Source organism: Rhizobium sp. L51/94 (assembly GCF_019355555.1).
GTDB classification, from domain to species: domain Bacteria; phylum Pseudomonadota; class Alphaproteobacteria; order Rhizobiales; family Rhizobiaceae; genus Rhizobium; species Rhizobium rhododendri.
Genome location: NZ_CP072141.1, coordinates 1,033,454 through 1,056,250, shown reverse-complemented (window position 1 = coordinate 1,056,250; position 22,797 = coordinate 1,033,454). Strand labels below are relative to the sequence as shown.

Annotated in this window: 23 protein-coding genes; 19 read left to right on the top strand and 4 right to left on the bottom strand. The window is 61.0% G+C overall.

Going from position 1 to position 22,797, the window contains the following annotated elements:
- Positions 1-62 precede the first annotated feature (62 nt).
- From J5274_RS05065 to J5274_RS05045, 5 genes are read left to right on the top strand one after another with little or no spacing between them, the layout of a single operon-like run.
- Entirely contained in the window at positions 63-710 is a 648-nt protein-coding gene (locus J5274_RS05065; protein WP_142823727.1) for a DUF2291 family protein, read from the top strand.
- Position 711: 1 nt separating this feature from the next.
- On the top strand, positions 712-2,256 hold the full coding sequence (locus J5274_RS05060) for a sugar ABC transporter ATP-binding protein (RefSeq protein WP_142823726.1): 1,545 nt from the start codon (positions 712-714) through the stop codon (positions 2,254-2,256).
- Positions 2,253-3,320, top strand: a complete 1,068-nt coding sequence (locus J5274_RS05055) for an ABC transporter permease (RefSeq protein ID WP_142823725.1) — start codon at positions 2,253-2,255, stop codon at positions 3,318-3,320. The genes J5274_RS05060 and J5274_RS05055 overlap by 4 nt, the downstream gene beginning before the upstream one ends.
- Positions 3,321-3,323: 3 nt before the next feature.
- On the top strand, positions 3,324-4,358 hold the full coding sequence (locus J5274_RS05050) for a Gfo/Idh/MocA family protein (protein WP_142823724.1): 1,035 nt from the start codon (positions 3,324-3,326) through the stop codon (positions 4,356-4,358).
- Positions 4,355-6,214 carry a hypothetical protein gene (locus tag J5274_RS05045; RefSeq protein WP_219274781.1) on the top strand — a complete coding sequence of 620 codons (1,860 nt, stop codon included), beginning with the start codon at positions 4,355-4,357 and terminating at the stop codon, positions 6,212-6,214. The genes J5274_RS05050 and J5274_RS05045 overlap by 4 nt, the downstream gene beginning before the upstream one ends.
- On the opposite strand, the gene J5274_RS05040 is transcribed toward J5274_RS05045, so the two are convergent.
- Entirely contained in the window at positions 6,211-6,423 is a 213-nt protein-coding gene (locus tag J5274_RS05040; protein WP_142823722.1) for a hypothetical protein, read from the bottom strand. The genes J5274_RS05045 and J5274_RS05040 overlap by 4 nt on opposite strands.
- A gap of 20 nt (positions 6,424-6,443) precedes the next feature.
- Here J5274_RS05040 and J5274_RS05035 point away from each other — a divergent pair, with 20 nt between their 5' ends.
- Both J5274_RS05035 and J5274_RS05030 read left to right on the top strand, forming a co-directional pair.
- The gene (locus tag J5274_RS05035) at positions 6,444-7,424 is read left to right on the top strand and encodes a complex I NDUFA9 subunit family protein (RefSeq protein ID WP_219274780.1); all 981 of its coding nucleotides are present in this window, start codon (positions 6,444-6,446) and stop codon (positions 7,422-7,424) included.
- A gap of 280 nt (positions 7,425-7,704) precedes the next feature.
- On the top strand, positions 7,705-7,872 hold the full coding sequence (locus tag J5274_RS05030; RefSeq protein WP_162854759.1) for a hypothetical protein: 168 nt from the start codon (positions 7,705-7,707) through the stop codon (positions 7,870-7,872).
- Between the two features lie 122 nt (positions 7,873-7,994).
- Here the strand turns inward: J5274_RS05030 and J5274_RS05025 are convergent, their stop codons facing one another.
- The gene (locus J5274_RS05025; RefSeq protein WP_111216172.1) at positions 7,995-8,792 is read right to left on the bottom strand and encodes an undecaprenyl-diphosphate phosphatase; all 798 of its coding nucleotides are present in this window, start codon (positions 8,790-8,792) and stop codon (positions 7,995-7,997) included.
- Positions 8,793-9,068: 276 nt separating this feature from the next.
- Here J5274_RS05025 and J5274_RS05020 point away from each other — a divergent pair, with 276 nt between their 5' ends.
- From J5274_RS05020 to J5274_RS05000, 5 genes are all read left to right on the top strand, one after another.
- Positions 9,069-9,761 (top strand): glutathione S-transferase family protein, encoded by a 693-nt coding sequence (locus tag J5274_RS05020; protein WP_111216170.1) that lies wholly within the window; start codon positions 9,069-9,071, stop codon positions 9,759-9,761.
- Positions 9,762-9,772: 11 nt separating this feature from the next.
- Positions 9,773-10,957 (top strand): tRNA epoxyqueuosine(34) reductase QueG, encoded by a 1,185-nt coding sequence (queG, locus tag J5274_RS05015; protein ID WP_142823720.1) that lies wholly within the window; start codon positions 9,773-9,775, stop codon positions 10,955-10,957.
- Positions 10,945-11,817: an SDR family oxidoreductase gene (locus J5274_RS05010; RefSeq protein ID WP_142823719.1), complete on the top strand. Its 873-nt coding sequence runs from the start codon at positions 10,945-10,947 to the stop codon at positions 11,815-11,817. Before queG ends, J5274_RS05010 begins: the two co-directional genes overlap by 13 nt.
- A gap of 491 nt (positions 11,818-12,308) precedes the next feature.
- Positions 12,309-12,671, top strand: a complete 363-nt coding sequence (locus tag J5274_RS05005) for a septal ring lytic transglycosylase RlpA family protein (RefSeq protein ID WP_142823718.1) — start codon at positions 12,309-12,311, stop codon at positions 12,669-12,671.
- Positions 12,672-12,804: 133 nt separating this feature from the next.
- On the top strand, positions 12,805-14,094 hold the full coding sequence (locus J5274_RS05000) for an RsmB/NOP family class I SAM-dependent RNA methyltransferase (protein ID WP_142823717.1): 1,290 nt from the start codon (positions 12,805-12,807) through the stop codon (positions 14,092-14,094).
- 1 nt (position 14,095) lies between these two features.
- Here the strand turns inward: J5274_RS05000 and J5274_RS04995 are convergent, their stop codons facing one another.
- Positions 14,096-14,599, bottom strand: a complete 504-nt coding sequence (locus tag J5274_RS04995) for an HPP family protein (RefSeq protein ID WP_202617141.1) — start codon at positions 14,597-14,599, stop codon at positions 14,096-14,098.
- A gap of 259 nt (positions 14,600-14,858) precedes the next feature.
- Here J5274_RS04995 and J5274_RS04990 point away from each other — a divergent pair, with 259 nt between their 5' ends.
- Genes J5274_RS04990 through J5274_RS04975 form a run of 4 tightly spaced genes read left to right on the top strand, consistent with a single transcriptional unit; the run spans position 14,859 to position 19,869 of the window.
- The gene (locus J5274_RS04990) at positions 14,859-16,088 is read left to right on the top strand and encodes an imelysin family protein (RefSeq protein WP_142824430.1); all 1,230 of its coding nucleotides are present in this window, start codon (positions 14,859-14,861) and stop codon (positions 16,086-16,088) included.
- Between the two features lie 43 nt (positions 16,089-16,131).
- Entirely contained in the window at positions 16,132-17,673 is a 1,542-nt protein-coding gene (locus J5274_RS04985; RefSeq protein ID WP_142823715.1) for a di-heme oxidoredictase family protein, read from the top strand.
- A complete protein-coding gene (locus J5274_RS04980; RefSeq protein WP_142823714.1) occupies positions 17,673-18,776 on the top strand; it encodes an imelysin family protein in 1,104 nt (367 codons plus the stop codon). The genes J5274_RS04985 and J5274_RS04980 overlap by 1 nt, the downstream gene beginning before the upstream one ends.
- Complete coding sequence (locus J5274_RS04975; protein ID WP_219274779.1) at positions 18,724-19,869, top strand: DUF1513 domain-containing protein; 1,146 nt, start codon at positions 18,724-18,726, stop codon at positions 19,867-19,869. The genes J5274_RS04980 and J5274_RS04975 overlap by 53 nt, the downstream gene beginning before the upstream one ends.
- A gap of 33 nt (positions 19,870-19,902) precedes the next feature.
- Here J5274_RS04975 and J5274_RS04970 read toward each other — a convergent pair whose 3' ends face one another.
- Positions 19,903-20,982, bottom strand: a complete 1,080-nt coding sequence (locus J5274_RS04970) for a DUF2252 family protein (RefSeq protein ID WP_142823712.1) — start codon at positions 20,980-20,982, stop codon at positions 19,903-19,905.
- Positions 20,983-21,102: 120 nt separating this feature from the next.
- Between J5274_RS04970 and J5274_RS04965 the strand changes: the two genes are divergently transcribed.
- The 3 genes from J5274_RS04965 (at position 21,103) to J5274_RS04955 (ending at position 22,712) form a co-directional block, all read left to right on the top strand.
- Positions 21,103-21,555: a TspO/MBR family protein gene (locus J5274_RS04965; protein ID WP_142829085.1), complete on the top strand. Its 453-nt coding sequence runs from the start codon at positions 21,103-21,105 to the stop codon at positions 21,553-21,555.
- A 69-nt stretch (positions 21,556-21,624) separates the two neighbouring features.
- Positions 21,625-22,074, top strand: coding sequence for a PaaI family thioesterase (locus tag J5274_RS04960; protein WP_111216155.1), 450 nt, complete (start codon positions 21,625-21,627; stop codon positions 22,072-22,074).
- Entirely contained in the window at positions 22,071-22,712 is a 642-nt protein-coding gene (locus tag J5274_RS04955; protein ID WP_142823710.1) for a 5'-methylthioadenosine/S-adenosylhomocysteine nucleosidase, read from the top strand. The genes J5274_RS04960 and J5274_RS04955 overlap by 4 nt, the downstream gene beginning before the upstream one ends.
- Positions 22,713-22,797: the final 85 nt, after the last annotated feature.

Below are 22,797 nucleotides of genomic sequence, written 5' to 3'. Positions count from 1 at the left end.
CGACAAGATCCGCTCTCCGTCACCTCGATAGACGGTATTTGATACGGGCGGAGTGCATGCCAATGGTGAGGATCAAGGGCGCGTTGCTGATGGCGATGCTGGCTGCGGCAGCCTTGCCGGGCTGCAAGATCGTCAAGACGCAGACAGCCGCTGAAAAAGCTGCCGAAGCTGCGAAGACCGACTTCAATCCTGGCGACAGGGTCGAGGCGATCTGGCAGAGCAAGGCCCTGCCCTCCATCGAAAAGCGAGCCGGCGACTTCAGGCAGGTGATGACACTTATTGCCGCCAACCCGGACGACGCCGGTGCCAAGTTCGGTCACCGCGAGAAGGAAGGCAATGCGCCCTGGACCTACGTGGTCAAGTTCGAAGGCAAGATCAGCGCGGCCGAAACCACATCTCGGGCAGCCACGATCGATGTCGACATCGATGGCGACGGCAAGGCGGATATCAAGGTGCAGATCGGCCCGGCCATCCGCGGCACCGCGCTGCGCGACAGTCTCGACATCGTTAATTTCAACGAGTTCAAGAACCAGATCGAATGGGCGCAGTTCGGCAAGTCGTTCAATGAAAAGGTCAATGCTACCGTTCTCTCGGCGCTGCCGCGCGATGCTCTACCCGGCAAGACCGTGAAGGTCACCGGCGCCTTCCCGCTGCCGACATCTGGCCAGCTACCGCTGGTGACACCCGCAACACTTGCTATCGGCCAATAGCATGGAAGCGCTCACCCCGGACGATATCATCCTGCGGCTTGACGATGTGACGAAGGTCTATTCCGGCATCGTTGCCGTCAAGCGCGCCAATCTGGAACTCAGGCGCGGCGCGGTTAATGTGCTGGTTGGAGAGAACGGCGCCGGCAAATCGACGCTGATGAAGATCATCGCCGGCGTCGAGAAGCCGACCATCGGCCGCATCATCCTGGACGGCAAGGCGATCCATTTCGACAGTCCGGCCGATGCCCAGGCGAACGGCATCGGGATGATCTTCCAGGAACTCAATCTTTTTGCCAACCTCACGGTCGCCGAGAACATCTTTGCCACGCGCGAGATCACCCGCGGCATCTTCGGCATCGACCACAAGGCGCAGGTCGCCAAGGCCAACCAGTACCTCAAGAAGCTGGATGCCGGGATCGATGCGGAAACGATGGTCGAGGACCTGCCGATCGGCCAGCAGCAACTGGTGGAAATCGCCAAGGCGATCTCGCTCAATGCCCGCATCCTGATCATGGATGAGCCAACCTCGGCGCTGTCTGCGGCTGAAGTCGATATCCTGTTCAAGGTCATCGCCGAACTGAAGGCAGAGGGCGTGGCCATCGTCTATATCTCTCATCGGCTGGAAGAACTGATGCGCATCGGCGATTACATCACCGTGCTGCGCGACGGCCAGATTACCGGCCAGGCGATGGTGAAGGACATCGACACCAAATGGATCGTCCGGTCGATGATCGGTTCGGACGCAAAGGACTTTGCCAAAGCCGATGGCCACGCGATGGGCAAGGAGATGTTTCGCGCCGATGGCATCACCATGCCACGCGCCACCGGCGGACTTGCCGTCGACAATGTTTCGCTCAGCGTCCAGGCCGGCGAAATTCTTGGCATCTACGGGCTGATGGGGGCCGGCCGCAGCGAGTTCTTCGAATGCATCATGGGGCGCCACCCGCAATCGACCGGCAGGATCCATATTGATGGCAACGAAGTGCGCGAGCGCGACACCACGCGACGTATCCGGCGCGGACTGGCGCTGATCCCGGAGGACCGGCAGCGCGAGGGCCTGGTCCAGATACTGTCGATAGCCAGCAACCTGACACTGGCAAGCCTCGGGCGTTTCTCAAAATTCTTCCATATCAATGCCAGTGCAGAGAAGCAGGCGATCCGCGAAAGCATCCGGGAGCTTTCGATAAAGGCACCCAATCCGGATTTCGAGGTGACCTCGATGTCAGGCGGGAACCAGCAGAAGGTGGTGATCGGCAAGGCGCTGATGACGAACCCGAAAGTGCTGCTGATGGACGAGCCCAGCCGCGGCATCGATGTCGGCGCCAAGGCGGACGTCTTCCGCACCATGCGGCGGCTGGCTGGCGAAGGGCTGGCCATCCTGTTTTCGACCTCCGACCTCGAAGAGGTCATGGCGCTTTCCGACCGCATCGCAGTGCTCAGCAACGGCAAGCTGGTGGCAATCTTCAATCGTAACGACGCAACGGAAGAGGCCATCATCGCCGCTTCGGCCAAGGGACACGGACATACAAGGGAACTCGCATCATGACAGCGGACACCTCCTCTTCTACACCGGCTGTCAAGCGCTCGAGCGGCTCGGCTCTGCTGACAATCATGAAACTGCGCACCTTCATCGCGCTGTTTGCCGTGTTGATCTTCTTTGCCTTCGCGGCCCCGAATTTCACCTCCACCGCCAACATGATCCTGATGTCGAAGCATGTGGCCCTCAACGCCTTCCTGGCGATGGGGATGACGTTCGTCATCATCACCGGTGGCATCGACCTGTCGGTCGGCTCGATCGTCGGGCTCTGCGGGATGGTAGCGGGCGCGCTGATCCTCAACGGCGTCGACCTGCCGATGGGCTACACCGTCTATTTCAACCTGTTCGAGATCGTGCTGATCACGCTTGCCGTCGGCATTGCAATCGGCCTGATCAACGGATTGCTGATCACCAAGCTGAACGTCGCGCCATTCATCGCCACGCTCGGCACTCTCTATGTCGCCCGCGGCCTGGCGCTGCTGTCGTCGGATGGACAGACGTTTCCAAACCTCTCGGGCCGGCCTGAATACGCGACAACCGGCTTCGACTTTTTCGGTGCCGGCCGCATTCTCGACTTGCCCGTCTCCATCTGGATCCTGATCTTTCTGGCACTGGCTGCCGCCTACGTCGCCCGCTCGACACCCATCGGCCGCCACATCTTTGCAGTCGGCGGCAACGAGCGCGCCGCCCGGATGTCCGGTGTGCGGGTCGATCTCGTCAAGATCTTCGTTTACATGTTTTCCGGCCTCTGCGCCGCTATCGTCGGCATCGTCATATCGTCAGAGCTAATGGCGGCGCATCCGGCGACCGGCGAGAGCTTCGAGTTGAATGCGATTGCGGCGGCGGTTCTGGGCGGGACGTCGATGTCGGGCGGACGGGGCACGATTGGCGGCACCATTGTCGGTGCCTTTGTCATCGGTATCCTTTCAGACGGCCTGGTGATGATGGGCGTTTCGTCCTTCTGGCAGATGGTCATCAAGGGCCTGGTGATTATCATCGCCGTGGTCGTCGACCAGGCACAGCGGAAATTGCAGCAGCGGGTGACCCTGATGCAGATGGCAAAGGCGGGCTGAGAGATGACGGAATTGCGCGGTGCCCTGATCGGTTGCGGCTTCTTTGCGGTGAACCAGATGCATGCCTGGGGTGATGTGGCGGGGGCTAGGATCGTAGCCATCTGCGACCGGGATCCGGAGCGGCTCCGAGTTGTCGGTGACCAGTTTGGCATTTCGCGGCGCTATAGTGATGCGGCGGCACTGTTTGCCGATGGTGGTTTCGATTTCGTCGATATCGCCACTACCGTGTCCAGCCACCGGGCGCTGGTGGAGATGGCGGCAAGCCATAAGGTGCCGGCGATCTGCCAGAAGCCGTTTTCTAAAACACTCGACGATGCCAAGGCTATGGTCGCAGCCTGCGGACGGGCCGGCGTCCCGCTAATGGTGCACGAGAACTTTCGCTGGCAGACACCTATCCAAGCGGTGCGCAAGGTGCTCGATTCGGGCGTGATCGGCATGCCGTTCTGGGGACGACTTTCGTTTCGATCCGGCTATGACGTCTTTTCCGGGCAGCCCTACCTGGCAGAAGGCGAGCGTTTCATTATCGAGGATCTCGGCATCCACACGCTCGATATTGCCCGCTTCCTGCTGGGAGACGTCAAGGCGATGACGGCGCGCACGCAGCGCGTCAATCCCGCGATCAGGGGGGAGGATGTCGCCACCATGCTGCTCGACCACGAAAGCGGCGTTACCTCGATCGTCGACGTCAGCTATGCGACGAAGCAGTCAGTCGAGCCGTTCCCGGAAACGCTGGTCGAGATAGACGGCAGCGCGGGTTCTCTCAGGCTTTTGCAGGGCTACCGGCTCGAAGTCACCGGCGCCGATGGCACAGAGGTCAGCGATGTCTCGCCGAACCTGCTCTCCTGGGCATCGCGGCCCTGGCACAATATCCAGGAAAGCGTGCTGGCCATCCAACAGCACTGGGTCGAGCAACTGGCGACAGGCGGCGAGACCTCGACCTCGGGAGCCGACAATCTGAAGACTTTCGCGCTCGTCGAAGCTGCCTATGAGAGCGCCGCCACCGGCAGGACCGTCGATGTCGGAGCGATGCTGAAATGACCGGCGACAGGAGGCAGGATGATGCCTTTGCCCTCTACGGCACTGACCGGAGTGATGCCCCGCCCGTTCGCCTATTGGCCGGGCGTCTGACGGTGGATCTGGCCGGCGGCAATCTTCGCACAGTCCGCTACGACGGCGTAGAAGTGCTCAGGGGCGTCGCCTTCCTGGTGCGCGACCGCGACTGGGGGACCTACGGTCCCCGTATCGAGAACCTCGTCATCGATCAGCAAACGGACGGTTTTGCGGTCAGCTACTTAGCCACATGCGATGGTCCTGATGATGCCGACCTCCGCATTCCCGTGACCATCTCAGCCGATGCCGGCGGACAGCTACGATTTGATGCCGAGGCTGTCTCGAAGAGCGGCTTCGAGACCTGCCGCTGCGGCTTCTGCATTCTCCATCCCATTGTCGGCCTTGCCGGTCGACCGGTGACTGTCACCCATGTCGACGGCAGCATGGAGACGTCGACCTTTCCCGACCTCATCGAGCCCTGGCAACCCTTCCTGGAAATGCGCGCCATCAGCCATGAGGTGATGCCAGATGTGACCGCCGAATGCCGGATGGAAGGCGACACATTCGAGATGGAAGACCAGCGCAACTGGTCGGACGCCTCGTACAAGACCTATGTGCGGCCGCTTGCGCTGCCATGGCCCTACCGGATCGCAGCCGGCGAGACGGTGCATCAGCGCGTCGTGCTGACCATCACGGATCTCAGAAAAACGGCTCCGTTAAAAAGCGTATCACCAGATGCAGTCATCCGGCTGATTTCCGGCCCTGCGTCCGGGAAAATGCCTGCCGTCGGACTGGTCGTGACGCCCGAGGAAGCGGCTGCGACGCTCGGGGCGGGCATGCAACTCAATGCTGTCGGCGCGCAGGAGTTGCTGTTCCACTTCGATCCGCTGGCAGGTCACGGCAGAAGCGCGTTTGCAGACTTTGCCGACATTATCAACCTGCACCACGGCCGGACTACGCTGGAGATCGCGGTTCCTTGCCGTGCGGCCGTGTCAGACGAGCTGTCAGAGATTGCGGGATGGATGCGCGATGCCGGCTTTTCGCCAGACGCCGTCGTCGTCTCGCCCTCCATCGACCGGCAGTCGACGCCTCCGGGAAGCCCGTGGCCGGATTGCCCGCCGCTGGAGACGGTTTACAGCGCTGCCCGCGCCGCGTTTCCCGGAGTCCGTCTTGGCGGAGGCATGCTCAGCTATTTCACAGAGCTCAACCGCAAGCGGGTACCGGCCGAACAACTCGACTTTATCACGCATTGCACCAATCCAATCGTTCATGCCGCAGACGATCTCAGCGTCATGCAGACGCTCGAAGCGCTGCCCTTCATCACCCGGTCGGTCCGGGCGATCTATGGGAATAAACCATACCGTATCGGCCCTTCTACGATTCCCATGCGCCAGAACCCCTATGGGAGCCGGACGATGGATAATCCATCTGGCGCGCGGATGGCGATGGCCAACAGCGACCCGCGCCACAATGCCGATTTTGCTGCGGCTTTCGCGCTTGGCTATGCGGCGCGTGTGGTGGAAGCCGGGCTCGAGTGCCTGACCCTTTCGGCGCTGACAGGTCCATTCGGGCTGATCGCCGGCCGGGGCGAACCTGTTGCCGAAGGCGGCATGCGACCGCTGCACAGGGTCGTCCATGGCCTGGCGGCGCTCTTCGGCGGTCGCTGGATCCAATGCATTTCAAGCGCACCGGACAAGCTCATGGGGCTTGAAGTCAGTGCTCCAGATGGCAAAAGGCTGTTGTGGATCGCAAATCTCACGCCCTATGTCCAGACGGTCGAAACGGGTACCGGAAACGTAGAGTTGCCGCCTTTTGGAATAAGCACGGTCGGATCGCCGGGTTAGGCAAAGATCGGTGTCGGTGGCGGCCGCATACGGGCGCTGAATGGCTGGCGCTCACGGCGACCTGAAGCCTCTCGCGCCTCACCCGTGCGTGACCAAGCCTTGTCGAGTGCCTTGCCGTCGACATCGGGTAGAAAACAGCAGCGCTGATGGCACGGCAGGCCCTTCACCTCGCGTGGCGATTCGGCTAAGACCTTTGCGATCAGCACCATAGCCTTTCGAGGAATTTGCAATGACACTGTCCAACCTGCCGCCGCTTGTCACCGTGTTCGGAGGGTCCGGTTTCGTCGGGCGGCATGTCGTGCGGGTGTTGGCGAAACGCGGTTATCGCATCCGTGTCGCCGTCAGGCGTCCAGATCTTGCAGGCTTCCTGCTGACTGCCGGCAATGTCGGACAAATTTCTGCCGTACAGGCCAACCTGCGCTATCGCGACTCTGTCGACCGCGCCGTCGAAGGCGCGCAGTTCGTCGTCAACTGCGTAGGCATCCTGTCGGAGAGCGGTCGGAATACGTTCGACGCCGTGCAGGAATTCGGCGGCCGGGCGATTGCCGAGGCCACCCGCGCAGTCGGTGCCAAGCTTACCCATATCTCGGCGATCGGAGCCAACGGCGGTTCAGCCTCTTCTTATGGCCGTACCAAGGGCAAGGCGGATGCCGCAGTGCTGTCGATCGTGCCGGATTCAATCATTCTTCGGCCGTCTATCGTCTTCGGACCGGAGGACGGCTTCTTCAACAAGTTTGCCGATATGTCGCGCCTGGCGCCTGCCCTGCCCCTTATCGGCGGCGGTAAGACGAAGTTTCAGCCGGTCTATGTCGAGGATGTTGCCGAGGCCGTAGGCCGCGCGGTCGATGGCAAGCTGACACCGGGTACGATCTACGAGCTGGGCGGCCCCGAAGTGCTGAGCTTCCGCGAATGTCTCGAGACTATCCTCAAGGTCGTCAACCGCAAGCGGCCGCTGGTGTCGATCCCGTTCGGCGTCGCCTCGATGATCGGCAGCGTCGCCTCGATGATACCGTTGATCACGCCACCGATTACACCAGACCAGGTGACGCTGCTGAAGGTCGACAATATCGTGTCGCCGGAGGCAGAGGCTGAAGGCCGGACATTGGCTGCAATGGGCATCCGCCCGACCATGCCGACCTCGGTGCTCCCCTCCTATCTGGTGCGCTTTCGCCCTCACGGGCAATTCTCCGGAACCGGCAAAGCGGCCTGAGGTTCATAAAATAAATTTTAAATGCCCTCGACGCCGTTTGCGATTTCGCAGACGGCGTCTTTAGTTTGTGGCCGGAAAACGGCCTCTTTCGGGCTTTTCGAGCGGTTGTCCACCGCGCAGCGTTGCCCAAAAGACGCAGCGCCGGAATACTCGAATTAACGGGAAATTCAGCAGGAACCTTTATTGCTAATTTCCATTCCACTGATTAACAAAACCGCGCGACGGACGACGTCCCCAAGGGTCTCAACGCGCACTATTCATTGCGGAAAGGTATTTTTAGATGGGCAAGTCAATCGCACTTCTCTTCGTCTGTGCGGCTCTGGTTATCGTTGCCGGTTCATTCATGGCACCAAACAGTGTTGCCGCACTCAAGGGCGAGTGCTCGCCTGCTTATGGCGTCGATCCATGCAGCACCGGCTCCATCGATTCCGCATCGATCGCCCACTGACAACGAAAAGAAGCCGGCGCATGACCACCGGCTTCCTGACTTCTACCCCCCGGAAATAGCTAAATCAAAGCAATCGCCCTATCGCATCCGCGCCATCAGGCGCGAATGCTGGAAGTCTTTGATCAGCGAACGATGCCACCTGCCACCAGACCGAGCAGGATCGCGCCGAGAATGATGCGATACACGGCAAACACCGTGAACCGGTTGCTCTGGATATAGGAGAGCAACCACTTGACGGCGACGAAGGCAACGACCGTCGAGACGATGAAGGCAATCGCCAGAGCGCCCCAGTCCTCGCCTGCCGCTCCGCCGTCCTTGAATGTCTTCAGCAACTCATAGCCACTGGCCGCATACATCGTCGGAATACCGACCAGGAAGGCGAATTCGGTCGCGGCGGCACGATTGCCGGTACCGGCGAGCATGGCAACGAAGATCGTTGCACCCGAGCGCGACGTGCCGGGAAAGATGCCAGCGACGATCTGGGCGATGCCGACGAGGATCGCCACATACCAGGTGATGCTCTTGTATTGTGGCCGACGGGCTGCAGCCCACTCGGCAAAGATCATCCAGATGCCGCCGACGATCAGCGCCCAGGCGATTGGCGTAACTGTTTCAGGCAATTCGAAGCCTAACTTCTTGACGATCAGCCCGAGCACCGCAGTGATCAGGAACGCGACGATCAGCTTGGCGGCATAGGATCGGTTGCGTGGATCCCGCCAGCCGAGCACCAGATCCATCAACCGGCGCCAGTAGATGAAGGTCACGGCGAGAATGGCGCCAGCCTGGATGACGATATTGAAAAGTTCCGACCGGGCGCCGAGCCATTGCTCGGCGATGATCAGGTGGCCGGTGCTCGAGATCGGCAGAAACTCGGTGATACCCTCTATAATGCCAAGAAGCGCAGCATTGATGTAGTCCATGAATAGTCTCCAGTTGGGATTCGCTCGATTGGAGGGGTGGGCGGGGGCAAAAACGGGGTCCGTTTTTATCGATATGATGCGCTGTCGATAGGGCCGCCTATCGGCCCTTGATAGTTTCTTCAGCCATCTTGTGTCCTATGTCAAAGGGCGGGTGGTCCGATTGGCTTGTGTTGCCGGGACCAAACTTCTATAGCTGCAACAAACAAGTCATGACTAGGGCAGCCACACGACAAGCCACGCCCAAGCCCTTCATCAATCCCATAGTTCAGAGTTTACATGCCGACTCTCTATCATCATTCCATGTCATCCGCGTCTCGCTTCGTACGACTGATCCTGTCGGAATACGGGTTCCACGCCGATCTGATCGAAGAACAGACCTGGGAAAAGCGTCATGATTTCCTGGCGCTCAACCCGGCCGGGACACTGCCTGTCTATGTCGACGACAGCATGCGGGCATTGTGCGGCGCTACCGTCATTTCGGAATATCTCGACGAGACGCATGGTGTGCTGAAACGCGATCGGCGCCTGCTTGCCGAAGATCCTTTCCAGCGCGCCGAGATCCGCCGGCTGACGGAATGGTTCCTCCTGAAGATGGAGCAGGACGTCACACGGCCTCTCGCGCGCGAACGGGTCTACAAACTGCAGATGACGGCTGCCCAGGGCGGCGGCGCTCCCGATTCGAAGATGATGCGCACCGCCCGCGCCAATATTCGCCAGCATCTGAAATACGTGACCTGGCTTGCCGGTTCGCGCCAATGGCTGGCCGGCGAGCGGATGAGCTACGCCGACCTGGCGGCCGCGTCTTCGATCTCCGTGCTCGATTACATGGGCGAGATCGCCTGGGCCGAGGTGCCGATCGTCAAGGACTGGTACCAGCGCCTGAAATCGCGGCCTTCCTTCAGGCCCCTGCTCACCGAGCGCGTCCGCGGCCTTTCACCGGTCTCCCATTATACCGACCTGGACTTCTAACGGGGCGCGCCATGCCTGAGGCGACCGAAAATCCGCCGACAAGGCCCGACAAGGCGGCGGCCCGAAGCCGGAGCCTGAAGACATTCCTCCAGGAGGAAGCCCTGCGACTGGGCTTCGATCTCTGTCGGATTACCGGTCCGCACTCCATTCAGGAGGCCGGCCCGCGGCTCGGCATCTACCTCGACGAGGGTTTTCACGGAACGATGGACTGGATGGCGGAGACACGGGAGCGTCGGGCAAGTCCGGCTGCCCTCTGGTCAGACGTACGCTCGGTAGTCGTATTCGGGCTGAACTACGGGCCGGACGAAGATCCACGCGGCATCCTTGGCAAGCCGGACAAGGCTGCGATTTCGGTCTATGCCCGCAACCGCGATTATCACGATGTCATCAAGGGGCGGCTGAAGGAGATTGCCACCCGTTTCGCGGCGCGCTCGAAGGAAGACGTCAAGGTCTTCGTCGACACCGCACCGGTCATGGAAAAGCCGCTGGCGGCAGCAGCCGGGCTGGGCTGGCAGGGAAAACACACCAACCTTGTCAGTCGTACGCATGGCTCCTGGCTGTTTCTAGGGTCGATGTTCACCACGGCAGACCTTGGCAGCGACGAGCCGGAGAGCGATCATTGCGGTTCCTGCACCGCCTGTCTTACGGCTTGCCCCACCGATGCCTTTCCAGCTCCCTACCAACTCGATGCGCGCCGCTGCATTTCCTACCTAACGATCGAGCACAAGGGGCTGATCGACAGACAACTGCGGCCGCTCATCGGCAACCGCATCTACGGCTGCGACGATTGCCTTGCCGCCTGCCCCTGGAACAAGTTTGCAGCAAGTGCCTCCGAGATGAAGCTGGTGGCACGGGAGGATCTGCGGGAGCCGTCGATCGCCTTCCTGCTCGGCCTTGACGACGCAAGCTTCCGCAGCTTTTTCAGCGGCTCGCCCATCAAGCGCATCGGCCGCGACAGGTTTACGCGTAACGTTCTGATCGCTGCCGGCAATTCGCGCGACGGGACATTGATCGAGCCATGCCGGCGGCTTGCCGACGACAGCGCGCCCATCGTGCGCGGCATGGCGGCCTGGGCCCTGGGTCGACTGATGACGGCTGGCGAGTTTGCGCTATTTGCGGCAGAAAGGCCGGACGATCTCGACGAAGAGGTGCGCGAGGAGTGGCGCGCTGCAAGGATGATGTCATGCACACAATGATTTTCGGCTGCGGCTATTCCGGCACAGCCATCGCCAAAAGCTTTTCGGGCCCGCAAAACACCGTCGTCGGTACGACGCGCGCCGAGGAAAAGCGCTTGGTCCTTGAACGGCAAGGCATTTCGGGCCTGGTGTTCGACGGCGAAAAGCTGGAACCGCGCCTTCTCGACGAAATGAGGAAGACGACCCACCTCGTGCAGTCGATTGCGCCCGGGCAGGCGGGGGATCCACTGATCCGGCTGGCGGGCGAGCGCATCGCGACGCTGATGCCCGAGCTGCAATGGATCGGCTATCTTTCGACCGTCGGCGTCTATGGTGACCACAAGGGTGCATGGATCGACGAGGATACATCGATAAGGCCCGTGTCCGGCCGATCCGTCGAGCGGGTGGCCGCAGAGGACGGATGGATGTCCATCGGCGACAAACTCGGGGTGCCGACAGCCGTGCTGCGGCTCTCCGGTATCTATGGTCCGGGCCGCAACGCATTCTGTAATCTCGAAAAGGGTACAGCACGCAGGCTCGTGAAACCGGGCCAGGTATTCAATCGCATTCGCGTTGAAGACATCGGCGCCGCCAGCCGTTTCCTCGCAGATCGCGGCATTGGCGGCATCTTCAATGTCACCGACGACGAACCCGCCCCACCGCAGGACATCGTGGCGGAAGCGGCAAAGCTCATGGGCATTGCCCCGCCGCCGGAAACACCGTTCGAGACGGCCGAACTATCCCCCATGGCGAGATCCTTCTATGGGGAGAACAAGCGTGTATCGAATAGCCGGCTGAAGGCGCTGGGCTTCCACTTCAGCCATCCCGAGTACCGCGCATCGCTTGCCGAACTCTGGTCATCCGGTCGCTGGCGCGGCTGAAATCGCGTTCGCCCATGGGCGAGCGAATGAATTCTTTCGCGTCATGATTGAAGAGACCCGCATTTTCTCTCAAGCGCAACGCACGCGACATCGCTGGAAAATTCATGGATCGCATGCGATCAAAGGGTTGAATTTTCCTACTTAGAAGCTTTTCTGGATGAAAAGTGCTGACAGCAAAGGTTAACGGCCTCTAAATTTGCGCAACTAAGGCAACGAATATGACGCTCGCGCAAAAGAAATTTCAGAAATATCGTGATCTCCCCGCCCGCGCCTGAGCCGGCAGAATAATCATCTGATTTCTCGCTGATTCCATTCATTTTTTTCCAAAAAACAGACAATTTGATTTACATCTTCTTTTATCGGCTTCACAACGAATATTACAGACTGTAATACTCCGTGATCGATTGCAGCACTTTTTCGCCATTTTTCGCCGGATTTAAGCCCCTCGTCGTTCAAGCACGGCGCTCAACAACGTCGAGGGTAAATCTGTTTTGAATATTATCTCCCGCATTCTAGCGATCACCGCAACTATATCAGCTTGCGTTGTTATCAATCCTATTACAGCATCGGCAGCAACGGGCTGTGGAGGCGCATCCTGGTATGCAGCACATTCCAAGACCGCTTCCGGCGAACGCATGAATGCTTCGACGCTGACCGCTGCCCATCGCTCGCTGGCCTTCGGGACCCGTATCCGCGTTACCAACAAGAACAACGGCAAGACGGTTGTCGTCCGCGTCAACGATCGCGGTCCATTCATCCGCGGACGTGTCCTCGACCTCTCCCGCGCTGCCGCACAGGACATCGGCATGGTTGCTTCAGGCACCGCCAGCATCTGCTATTCGGTCGTCACCTGAGCCACGTGTCTGCTCCAAAGCTTGCTCTCCGCGTAAATCGCGGCTACCTAGCCGCTTGAGACAGCCCCTTGCTGGCAAACCGACGTTGGTCGAGTACGTCACGGGGACCTAGAGATATGCGGGAGAAGAGTACATGCGTCTGGGCGGCAGGCTTCAAGGGGCCATTGAGATCCTTGCCGACATCGAGGCCCGCAAGCGACCTGTCGCCGACGCGCTAAAGGACTGGGGATTGGGTCACCGTTTCGCCGGATCGGGCGATCGGGCTGCAATCGGAAATATCGTCTACGACGCACTTCGCATGCGTCTATCCCATGCCTACCTCATGGACGATGACGGCCCTGCCGCTCTTGCCCATGCCGTTTTGTTTCGCCAATGGGGCGTTACGCCCGAAAGCCTGGCGTCAGAGACGGAGGGCGACCGCTTTGCGCCCGAACCGCTGAGCGATGCCTCGGTTGCCGCATTTGCAAGCCGCTCACTCGCCAATGCCGAAGGCTATATCCAGGGCGACATCCCTGAATGGACGCAGGCGTCGTTCGAAACGGCATTTGGTTCCGACTGGCTGGCCGAGGCAAAATCGCTGGCCGAGCGTCCCACGCTCGATCTCCGCGCTAATGCACTCAAGTCTTCCCGGGAAAAGGCTGCCAAGGCGCTGGAACGGGTGGGCGCCCACCCCGCGAAGATCGCCCGATACGGCATCCGAATTGCCGCAGGCGAAGGTGCTTCCCGTCTCCCTAACGTCACGGCTGAGCTTTCGTTCCAAAAAGGTTGGTTCGAAGTCCAGGACGAAGGCTCGCAAATCGTTGCAGATCTGGTCATGCCGGCGGAAGGCGATCAAGTTCTCGACTATTGCGCCGGCGGCGGCGGCAAGACACTCGCAATGGCTGCTGCGATGAACAACAAGGGCCAGGTGCATGCCTACGATTCCGATCGGAAGCGACTAGCGCCCATCATCGAGCGTCTCAAGCGCGCAGGCACCCGCAACGTTCAGGTGCACGACGACAAGACCAGTCTTGCCGCACTCGTCGGTCGCTTCGACAAGGTATTGGTCGACGCTCCCTGCACCGGGACCGGCACTTGGCGGCGTCGGCCGGACACTAAATGGCGATTGACGCAGAAGAACCTCGACGAGCGGATCGGCCAGCAGCACGACGCCCTGTTACAGGCATCTGAATATGTCCGGCCGGGCGGTATTCTTATTTATGTGACCTGCTCGGTACTTCCGGAAGAAAACGAGGCTCAGGTCCAGCGCTTTACCACCGACAATCCACAATTCGAGATCATCGAGTCGCTGAGTTCGTGGACAGCGCTGTTCGGTGCTGACGCACAGCAGCCGCGCTCGTCGGATGGCAAGACGATCACGCTGACGCCGGCCTCCACCGACACAGACGGCTTCTTCTTCTGCCGGATGCGTCGCAATCCGTAATTCAATCCACCCGCAGCGGATATTGATGTCGCGGCGGGATGGCATGATGCAGAACGGCAATGGCGATCAATGCCAGCGCGCCGACCACGACGACGGTGAATAACAGACCCGCCGAAAGGTGGGAGGCGAAGGCCACCAACGGCACCGCGCCGGCCGGCGGATGGGTAACGCGCAGCAATTGCATGGCTCCGATCGCTACGCCCACAGCGATGGCCGCCGTCCACCAGAGGCCGGGCGCAACGGCCATGGCGAGGCTGCCGATGGCGGCGGCAATGAGATAGCCGCCGAACACATTGGCAGGCTGGGCCAGCGGGCTTTTCGGCTGTCCGAATATCAGCACGGCCGTGGCGCCGAACGGTGCGATCAGCAGCGGAATTCCCGTCATGATCGCCAACGCCCCGACGGCAAGCATGCCGACGCAGGCGCCGATACCGGCCTTTAACTGCCCGTGCCAGTGGCCCCTGGGCTCGTGGCGGTGAATGAAGTGTCTTAAATGGCGATGGATCATAGCAGACTTCTAAAGTTTCGGCTTGAATAGCGTTTTGCGCCGCAACGCCCTGCTTTGCAAGCAAAGGCATTTCGCATTTCGGGCATCCTAGGGACAGGCCACGCTTAAATTCATTCCAAACTAGAGTGTTTGACACCACTTTATTTTTCGGCCATGAAGCCATCGCCCCAGTTTCCGATGGCGCAGACAGTCGCTGTAGAGGATTACGATATTGAAAATCAGATTTTACGCCGCCCTGGCGCTCGCCGCTACCTCCATGACCGCCTACGCACTTCCAGCCCGCGCTGCCGTCGATGAGGCTGCCATCGTCAAGCATTATGCAGACGTCGCCCATGCGAAGTACGAGGATTCGCTGACGCTCGCAAAGGCGCTCGACAAGGCCATCGATGCGCTGATCGCGACGCCGAGCAAGAAGACGCTCGACGCTGCCCGCGCTGCCTGGATCAAGGCCCGCGTTCCCTATTCGCAGTCGGAAGTGTACCGCTTCGGCAACAAGATCGTTGACGACTGGGAAGGCGACGTGAACTCCTGGCCGCTGGACGAAGGTCTGATCGACTATGTCGACAAGTCCTACGGCACAGAAAGCGACGAAAATGCCCTTTATGTCGCAAACGTCATCGCCAACAAGACGATCAAGATCGATGGCAAGGACGTCGACGCGTCGCATCTGACGCCTGAGTTCATCACCTCGCTGAACAGCGCAGGCAAGGTCGACGCGAATGTCGGCACCGGCTACCACGCCATCGAATTTCTGCTGTGGGGCCAGGACCTGCACGGCACCGGCCCGGGTGCCGGCGAACGTCCAGCCACGGACTACGACGTGAAGAACTGCACCGGCGGCAATTGCGATCGCCGCGCCGAGTATCTGAAGTCGGCATCGACCAAGCTGGTTGCCGATCTCCAGACCATGACCGACGACTGGGCGCCCGATGGTGCTGCCACCAAGGAAGACGAGAAGGACCCGAAAGCCGGTATCGTTGCCATCCTGACCGGCATGGGCTCGCTCTCCTATGGCGAGCTGGCTGGCGAACGCATGAAGCTCGGCCTGCTGCTACACGATCCGGAGCAGGAGCATGATTGCTTCTCGGACAATACCTACAACACCTATAACAACGACATCGTCGGCATCCAGTCGGCCTACACCGGCAACTACACGCGCATCGACGGCACCAAGATGAAGGGTCCCTCGCTACACGAGCTGGTGGCCGAGAAGGACAAGGCCGTCGATAAGGAAATGATGGCCAAGTTCGCCCTCACCCAGAAGGCGGCCGATGCCATGGTCAAGCGTGGCGAGACCGTCGAGAAGTACGACCAGATGATCGGCGAAGGCAACGCCAAGGGCAACGCCGTTGTCCAGAGCGTCATCGACGGGTTGCTGGATCAGACCAAGAGCATCCAGCGGGTTATCGCTGCGCTCGACGTCGGGACGGTCAAGCTCGAAGGTTCTGACAGCCTCGACAACCCCGGCTCCGTCTTCAAGAAGTGATGAAGGAGGGCGGTGGCGCGATACCGCCGCCCTTTCGTCCGTTATGAAAGACCATTCTGGCCGTCGCATTTTCACCGTCACACTGCTGGCTGCTGCGCTTGGCTGCAGCGGATTGCCGGTGGCTGCCGACGGGATTGACGCTCCTGCGGTCCGCACCGACCTGACGCCGGAGCAATTGAAGCGCGTGCAGGCCGTGACCCGCCCGACGACGGACTTCTCCCGGGCAGAGACCTACGAGACGATGGAAAGCGGCGCCGGGACGTCGACTGCTGCCGTCAACGATCAGGCCTTCTCCCAGCCTCCGACCACTCTCGATCCGGCACGCGGGCTCGATTTTCATCTCGGCAATGCGCTGTTCCGCCAGCTCTGGGTCTCCTCGCCGTCATCGACCCAGGCGGCCGATGGCCTCGGGCCGCTGTTCAATGCCCGCTCCTGCCAAAGCTGTCATATCAACGACGGCCGTGGCCACCCGCCGGAGACTTCGGGCAGAGCTGCCACCATGTTCCTCCGGCTGGCTCGGCCAGCAAGAACGGCCGAGGAGCGCCAGGCCGTGGCGGACTCCCGTGTCGTCAACTTTCCCGACGCGACCTATGGCACCCAGCTTCAGGACACGGCAGTGCCCGGGCTTGCCGGCGAGGGCCAGGTCGCTGTCGCCTACACCGAGCATTCTGTCACCCTGGCAGGTGGCGAGACGGTATCGCTGCGACAGCCGCGCTATTCCGCCACCGATCTGGCCTATGGTCCGCTTGAGCCAGATACAACGCTCTCGGCGCGCGTCGCCCCGGCCATGCTCGGGCTCGGGCTGATCGAGGCCATTCCGGATGCCGATATCCTGGCGCATGCCGACCCAGACGACCGCGACCATGATGGCATTGCTGGCAAGGCGGCGATCGTGCGGGACAACAGGACCGGCAAGCTTGCGCTCGGACGCTTCGGCTGGAAGGCGCAGAATGCCACGGTGCGCGACCAGTCCTCGGCTGCCCTCGAAGGCGATATCGGCATATCCAACCCCGACAGGCCGAACGCCTATGGCGATTGCACCGCCCGGGAGCCGCAATGTCTGGCCATGCCGGATGGCGTGCAGAAGCGCCTCGGCCCGACGGAAGCGCCTGAGGCAGTGCTCGATCTCATGACGTTCTATTCCGAGAACCTCGCCGTGCCGGCCCGCCGCAAGCCCAGCGATCCGACCGTGCTGCACGGCAAGGAGATGTTCTATCAGTCCGGCTGCATTGCCTGCCACACGCCGAAATTCGTCACCCGCAGCGATGCCGGCACCGAGGCGCAGTCCTTCCAGCTGATCTGGCCCTATTCCGATTTCCTCCTCCACGACATGGGCGACGGTCTCGCCGATGGTCAACCTGTCGGCGTGGCGAGCGGCAAGGACTGGCGCACGCCTCCGCTGTGGGGCATCGGCCTGACGAAAACCGTCAGCGGCCATACCTTCTTCCTGCACGACGGCCGGGCGCGCAGCCTGACCGAAGCCATACTCTGGCATGGCGGCGAGGCGACAAAAGCGCGCGACGCATTTGCAACCCTGTCGAAAGACGATAGGCAAGCCCTGATCACCTTTGTGGAGTCCCTGTGATGCGCCCTTGGAAATTTCTCGCTGCTGCCCTGCTGATGACAAGCGCTGCTATGCCGGCCGGTGCAGAGACGCCGGCGCCCGGCCCCATGAACGACGCGGCGGTCCCCGGCGTTATGCAGAAGGCCGTCGATGACGTCATCCGCCCCGGCTACACAAGGATGCACGCGTCCTCAAATGCGCTTTCGACCGCGATAACAGGTCTTTGCAAAAATCCCTCGGTGCAGGCGGAAACGATCGCTAAAGCTGCCTTCACCGACACCATCACGGCGTGGTCCATGATCGAGATCGTCCAGGTTGGCCCGGTTCTCGACAAGAACCGCTTCGAGCACATCCTGTTTTACCCCGACCGCAAGGGCATCGGCATGAAGCAGGTGCAGGCGCTCATCGCCAAGGCCGACGAGAAGGACACCACAATTGCCGATGTTGCCGCCAAGAGCGTCGCGCTGCAGAGCCTGACGGCGCTGGAATACGTGTTGTATGGCAATGGCTCCGAGACGCTTGCTACCGATAAAAACGGCTTCCGATGCCGCTACGGTGCGGCCATCGCCGGCAATATCGCGCAGGTCTCCGGCGATATTTCAGCCGAATGGGACGACCCGAAGGGCGTACAGGCCTCCTGGAAGACACCGGGCAAGACCAGCGACGATTTCATGGACAACAAGGAAGCCATCACCGCTCTGCTCGGCATCCTTGTCCACGGGGCTGAGAACGTCCGCGACCAGCGGCTGGAGACCTTCTACAAGGGCGACCCTGCGGCGGCCCGACCGCACATGGCCATCTACTGGCGCTCCCGAAACACCTGGCCCTCGGTGAAGGCCAACCTCGAAGGCTTGCAGGCTCTGTGGCAGAAAGCTGGCATGACCGACCTCCTGCCGCCGGCCAAGCATGACATCGCTGCGAAGATAGACACGAGACTGAGCCAGTTGATCGCCACCGCAGGCTCGATCAATCCCGATATCGAAGCCGCCATCGGCGACCCCACGGAGCGCGGCAAGATCGATACGCTGCTCGCCGAAGCCCGGTTGCTGGCGACCGATCTCTCAGACGGCTATGGCGTGGACATCGGTCTGTCGGCCGGCTTTTCGTTTGCTGACGGAGACTGAGGCCTTGCGCAGCGCGCTCATCGATCGCCGACAATTCGTCAAGGCTGCCGGGATCGGTTTCCTCGCATGCCTCCGGCCAGACGCGCTGATGGCGCTGGAGCGGGCCGATGCGGTCTATGCATCCGGCATCCGCGCAGCCGACGGCTCCTTCGCCGTGGCGACCGTGACCGAGCGCGGCGAGATCGTCGATCGCGTGGCCCTTCCCGCCCGCGCCCACGGCATGGCCTTTTCGAAAGCGACCGGCCATACCGTAGCCTTCGCCCGCCGCCCCGGCACCTACGCGATGATTTTCGATCCTTTAGGCAAGGCCGAGCCTATCGTTATCGCCGCCGCAGAAGGGCGCCATTTCTACGGCCATGGGACATTTTCTCCGGACGGCCGGTTGCTCTATGCCAGCGAGAACGACTTCGACAACAACCGCGGCGTCATCGGCCTCTACGACGCCCGCAATCGGTTCTCCCGCATTGGCGAATACCAGACCTTCGGCACCGGGCCGCACGACATGACGGTGTCGGACGACGGCCGTCTCATCGTCGTCGCCAACGGCGGCATCGAGACCCATCCGGAATTCGGCCGCACGAAGCTCAATCTCGACCACATGGAACCGTCGCTGACGCTGATTGACGCGGCCACCGGAGCATTGGTCGAAAAACACGGCCTGCCGGCGGAATATGCCCAGGTGTCGACGCGTCACGTGGACATAGATGCCAGTGGCAGGATTTGGTTTGCCTGCCAGTACGAGGGCCCGCGCAATTCGCTGCCGCCTCTCGTCGGTCACTTCGCAAAGGGCGAGGATCTGACGTTCGTGACGCTGCCCGACGACACGACGCGGGCACTCGGCAACTATGTCGGCGCCATTGCCGTCAACCGGCATGAACATCTGGTCGGCGTTACCTCGCCGGTCAACGGCACAGCCGTGACACTCGACGGCCGCACGGGTGTCGTATTGAAAGTCGAGAGCATCGACAATGCCGCCGGTATTGCGCCCGGGGCGGATGGCTTTGCAGTCTCCTCCTACGACGGCACTTTCGGTGGTGCCCGTAGCGATGTTTCCTGGGACCAGCATATCGTGAGGATCGGCCGGCCGGTGTAGCCGGTTGCCTCGGGCAAACGAGTTGCCCCAAACTCAGCCAGCTGCCGCATACTCGGCCTGCTCTGCAGCAACTGCGGCTGCCGCCGTCTTCGCCGCCGCACGCAGCCACGCATCGCCGCGCGCATCGAGATCGGCGAGGATGGCCGGGATGACGGACGCGTCGTTCGAATGGCAACTGGCGATCTCGAAACCCATGAGGTCGAGCATGTTCGGCATAAGCAGCATGTCGAGATCGCCATCGACCTCGATCTTGCGGCTGTTCGGCGAAAGGCGGCGAACAAGGAGGTCTCCCGTGATCCTGTATTGCGGATCGGGAGAACGGGCCCGGCCGTCAGCGATAATTCCGGCATGAATGGCGGTGTTGGCGGGGTCGTGGCGCAGCGACCAGGCGGACATGGCGAGCGCCTTGACTTCCCTGAGGACCGGGCCACCGCGCCAGTAATCCACCATCGCTACAAAGCGTGGACGACCAAGGCTTCCCGTGCCGGCAGTGCGGGGCTTGATAACAAAGTCACGCGTATGCTCTGGCATCGAACCATGGAGCACTTCCAGGTATTTTTGCCGCGGCGGTGCGGTGCAGGCCGGCAATTCTGTAAATTTCTCCCAGAAATCCTTACGCTCGCCATTGGACAACATGACGGCCTTTCGCAGCCACTTGTAGTCCCGCTCGAGGATAACGGGCATCGACCTACCTAGTCCGCGTCGGTAGCCGGCAAGGATAGCAGCGGCAATGGCAGTGGTAGAGGGCGAGCTTGCCTTGCGGGCAAGAATGGCACTTGTCGTCAAGCGAACGAGATCGAGCACATAAGGCATGGTCGCTGCATCATCGAAATCGTTGGCTCCCCATACCAACCGGCCTTCGCAATCGCGCCACGTTCCGAAGTTTTCAAGATGGGTATCGCCGATCGCCAGCACCTCGGGCGCCGACGCCAGTTCGGGGCAGAGGTCGAGGATGGTTTCAGCCCAGCGCCAGTAGGTGGCGCGAAGGAACGCGAAGCTGCCGCTCTTCATCTTCTGGTGCTTCAGGGCGAGATCGGCCTCTACAATTTCTCCCGGCAGCGCCGTCCGCAGCCACGTCTCGTAGGATTCAGTCGACTGCAAGATGCTAGCCATCACACTTTCCATTCTAACTTCGGTCAATTTTCAGAGCCACACGCAACCGTGCAGCCGGGAATGCATACTGGCAAGGTATGACGCTTGGCGGACAGGCGGCGCTACCTTATGTTGGTCGCCATGAACAAAGCATCGACCTATATCGTCTTCATCGTCGCCGTTCTCGGGATAGGACTTGCGATCGGCTTCTTCAATCTGCCTGGTGCCTGGTACCAGTCGCTGGTCAAGCCGCCGTTCAATCCGCCGAACTGGCTGTTCGGCCCTGCCTGGACCACGCTTTACGTCCTCATCGGCATTGCCGGTGCACGCACATGGCTCATGGGGCCAAAGACGGAAGGCATGAAGCTCTGGTTCGTCCAGATGGCACTCAACTTTCTCTGGTCGCCGTTTTTCTTCGGTCTAGAGAAGCCGGTGATCGCGCTCGTCATCATCCTCGGAATGCTGATCGTCATCCTCGCCTTCATCGCCAACCGCTGGCAGCGCGACAGGATTGCGGCGCTGCTGTTCATCCCCTATGCCGCCTGGGTTGCCTTTGCGATGGTGCTGAACGCTTCCATCGCCTATCTCAACTGAAATTGCCCTGTCGCCGCTTGTCTGACACCGGCAGCCATGCCACTTTCCCGTGACCAACGAGGGCATGGCATGAACGATGGCAGCAGCGGCGATTTCAGGCAGCGGATCCGCGACAGCTTCGAGAAGCAGGCAGCGATGGAAACCATCGGCGCCGAGCTCACGCGTGTCCAGCACGGCATGGTCGAGATCGAACTGCCCTTCGACATCAAGCTGACGCAGCAGCACGGTATCCTGCATGCCGGCATCATTTCTGCAGCCCTGGACTCCGCCTGTGGGTTTGCCGCCTACAGCGTCATCGATCCGGAGGCTTCCATCCTGACCATCGAATTCAAGGTCAACCTGATGTCGCCGGGCCGCGGCGAGCGCTTCCTTTTTCGCGGCGAAGTCACCAAGCCGGGCACGACGATTATCGTCGCCGACGGTCGGGGCTACGCCATCGGCGACGGACCTGCCAAACTGATCGCCTCGATGACCGGCACGATGATGGTGATCCGCGGCAGGGAAGGAATTTCGGGATGAGCTTCGAACTGAAATCCGTTTCCGGCAAGACGATCCTGTTCGTGATGGCGGCAGAGGCGGAATACGGGCCGTTCCTGCGCTCCCGCATCGAGCCGCTGATGACCGGTGTCGGGCCGGTCGAGGCAGCGATTGCGCTCACCCGGACGCTTGAGCAGCTCGACGCCCGCGACGAACTGCCAGATCTCGTCGTTTCGCTCGGTTCGGCCGGCTCTGCAACGCTGGAACAGACCGAGGTCTACCAGGTCAGCTCCGTTTCCTACCGCGACATGGATGCTTCGCCACTGGGGTTTGAGCGCGGACGCACGCCGTTTCTCGATCTTCCTGCCTCAGTCGAACTGCCGCTGCGTATCCCGGCAGTGCCGACGGCCAGCCTGTCGACCGGCGGCAACGTCATCTCGGGAGCGGAAGCCTATGCCGCCATCGGTACTGACATGGTCGACATGGAGACCTTCGCCGTGCTGCGCGCCTGCCAGACCTACAGCCTGCCGCTGATCGGGCTGCGCGGCATATCGGACGGCATCGTCGAGCTGCAGCATATCAGCGGCTGGACAGAATACCTGCACATCGTCGACCGCAAGCTCTCCTATGCCGTCGACAGCCTGTTTGCAGCGCTTGAGGACGGTGTCTTCTGGTTCTGAAAGCCCTGCTGCCAAGGACAATCGGGACAATATTTTTAACGCTTGCCGGCATTGCCCGATTGCATGAAGCAAGGCTTTTCTCTAA